This window comes from Gardnerella vaginalis, from assembly GCF_001546455.1.
Lineage (GTDB): Bacteria > Actinomycetota > Actinomycetes > Actinomycetales > Bifidobacteriaceae > Bifidobacterium > Bifidobacterium vaginale_B.
On record NZ_KQ956820.1, the window covers coordinates 17,766 to 20,303 of the forward strand.

The 2,538-nt window shown below is 50.4% G+C and carries 2 protein-coding genes and 1 pseudogene; all 3 read left to right on the forward strand.

The genetic code is table 11. The features are described 5' to 3' along the window. The coding region (locus HMPREF3216_RS06620) for a hypothetical protein (RefSeq protein ID WP_230953860.1) at positions 1-257 on the forward strand (257 nt) is incomplete at its 5' end. 122 nt (positions 258-379) lie between these two features. Further along, the gene (locus HMPREF3216_RS04600) at positions 380-1,612 is read left to right on the forward strand and encodes a thiolase family protein (protein ID WP_060787151.1); all 1,233 of its coding nucleotides are present in this window, start codon (positions 380-382) and stop codon (positions 1,610-1,612) included. Between the two features lie 177 nt (positions 1,613-1,789). Then, positions 1,790-2,538 (forward strand): annotated as a pseudogene (locus HMPREF3216_RS04605) (hydroxymethylglutaryl-CoA reductase, degradative); the annotation flags it as partial.

The window sequence follows — 2,538 nt, forward strand, 5'->3', positions numbered from 1 at the left end:
CTGTTCGACCAAGAATCACCCAGCCCTCTTGCGTGCTTGAACAATTGCGTGGCTTTCATCACCGAGATTCTCGATTTTTCTTGCTCTCTCGGCGAGTCACCACCTTCGGCGCTGAGGCTCACCTCTTTCGCGGCGAAAAATCTCGAATCTCTACCGCACTTGGCGTAATCTATGCGACATTATTGTGCGCAAATTGTGAAAAAATTAAACATAATTCTTCACAAATCGCAATTTTGCGTAAAAATACGATAAAGTAGTTCGGTCAGTGTTTGAAATCTATCATTTTAAATGAGCTGGTTTCAACAGGATAATTTTCAATAAAATGCTTAATCGAGATAGCTTTAATCGGCTAGTTTTCAACTGATTGGCGGCTAAACGTATGACTGATGTTGTGATTGTAAGCGCAGCGCGCACACCGATAGGAAAATTCGGAGGCGCGTTGAAATCGCTCACATCGGTTGAGTTGGGAACAATCGCAGCAAAAGCCGCAATCGAACGCGCAGGAATCAGCCCAAAATCCGTAGATCAGGCGATTTTTGGCAACGTTCTTCAGGCAGGCAGCGGCCAAAACGTTGCGCGACAAATCGCCCTTAGTGCTGGATTGGATGAGTCCAGCTGCGCAATGACAATCAACGAGGTTTGCGGGTCTGGTCTTAAAGCCATTCGCCTTGCGCAGTCGGCGATTTGCATGGGAGATGCAAAAGTTGTAGTTGCTGGTGGCACAGAAAGCATGAGCAATGTGCCGTTTTACGCGCAAAACGTGCGATTTGGCGGACTTCACTACGGCAACGGCGAGCTGGTTGATGGACTAAAAAAAGACGGACTTTGCGACGCTTTTACGGGCAAAGAAATGGGAGTTACCGCGGAAAACGTGGCCGCCAAATTTGGTATAACACGCGAGCAGCAAGACGCCTTTGCGCTAAAATCACACCAGAAAGCCGTTTTTGCGCAAAATAACGGCGATTTTGACGCGGAGATTGTGCCTGTAAAGCTTATGGACGGAACCGTGATTAGCCGCGATGAGCACCCACGCGCAAACACGTCTATGGAGAAGCTTTCTAAGCTTAAAACGTTGTTTAAGGCGGATTTTGGCGCGTACGAAACTGATGGAATGCGCGAGGGGGATTTTAGCGCAAAACACTCTCCTACTGTAACCGCTGGAAACGCAAGTGGCATCAACGACGGCGCCGCAGCTCTCGTCTTAATGAGCAAAGACTACGCAATCGCGCATGGAATCGACTATTTGGCAGAAATCGTGGGATTTGCGGAGGGCGGAATCAGCCCAGACCTTATGGGCTACGCGCCAAAACACGTTATGGAGCGCATGCTAAAAAACACGGGCTACACCGTTGAAAACATTGATCTTTTTGAGATTAACGAGGCGTTCGCCGCGCAAAGCATAGCCGTTTGCCAACAGCTGAACATTAACGAAAGCAAATTGAACATAAGAGGCGGTGCAATCGCGCTCGGTCACCCACTTGGCGCTAGCGGAGCCAGGATTTTAACAACACTTCTTTACGCGCTTAAAGATAATTGCATGCAAAACGGCGTTGCTGCGCTGTGCGTTGGCGGCGGAATTGGAGTGAGCATGCAAGTTAAGATGCGAAAATAGACGTAGCAATGCGATACGTGCGGCTGCTTGCGACACGCGCGGTTGCTTACGACTTGCGGATGCTTGCGACTTAAGAATGGCGCCAAAGCAACATTGCAAAAGTGAAAAATCGTAAAAATGGCGTCAAAAAATAGCGCCAAAAAAAAATAAAAATTAGCGTCAAAAAAATGGAGAAACATGGCAGCTTTTCGGGAATTAAGCGTAGAGCAGCGCATAAAAACGCTGGAATCAGAAGGTGCGCTTAGCGGAGATTGCGCGCAGCTGCTGCTGGAACAGCTAGCGCAAAGTGGCGAAACGAACATTCCTGCAAGCGTTGCAAACAGCATGATTGAAAACCAAATCGGGCGATTCAGCTTGCCCGTAGGCGTTGTGCGCGGCCTAAAAGTGAACGGTGTTACGCGAGACGTGCTGATGGCCACAGAAGAGCCGTCCGTAATCGCTGCTGCCTGCAACGGTGCAAAAATCGCGGCAAAAAGCCTGGAAAACGGCGTTACGGCTCACAGCGCGCATTACGTTACGCGCGCGCAGATTGTTTTTGAAGACGCGGATTCAAGCGTGGCCAAAAAACTAGATAGCATAATGCGCGACGAATCAAAACGCACGGCGATTAGTGAGGTTGCGCGCTCCGCGCACCCATCAATATACCAACGCGGCGGCGGATTAGAACGCGCGCAGGCGGCGGCGTTAACAGGCTTCGCCAAGCTAACACTAGACATAAACACTTGCGATGCAATGGGAGCAAACATTGCAAACACCATTGGCGAAGCTGTTAAAACCCAGCTGGAAGGCTGGGTTGGGCGCAAGGCGCTGGTGGCAATTCTTGCCAACTCCAGCCGCGTGGCCACAGTTGCCGAAGCGCGCATACCCGTAGAAGCGCTTGTGTCTGGCGCAAAAACAGCCGCGGCTGTAGGTGCCGAAGGCACGCG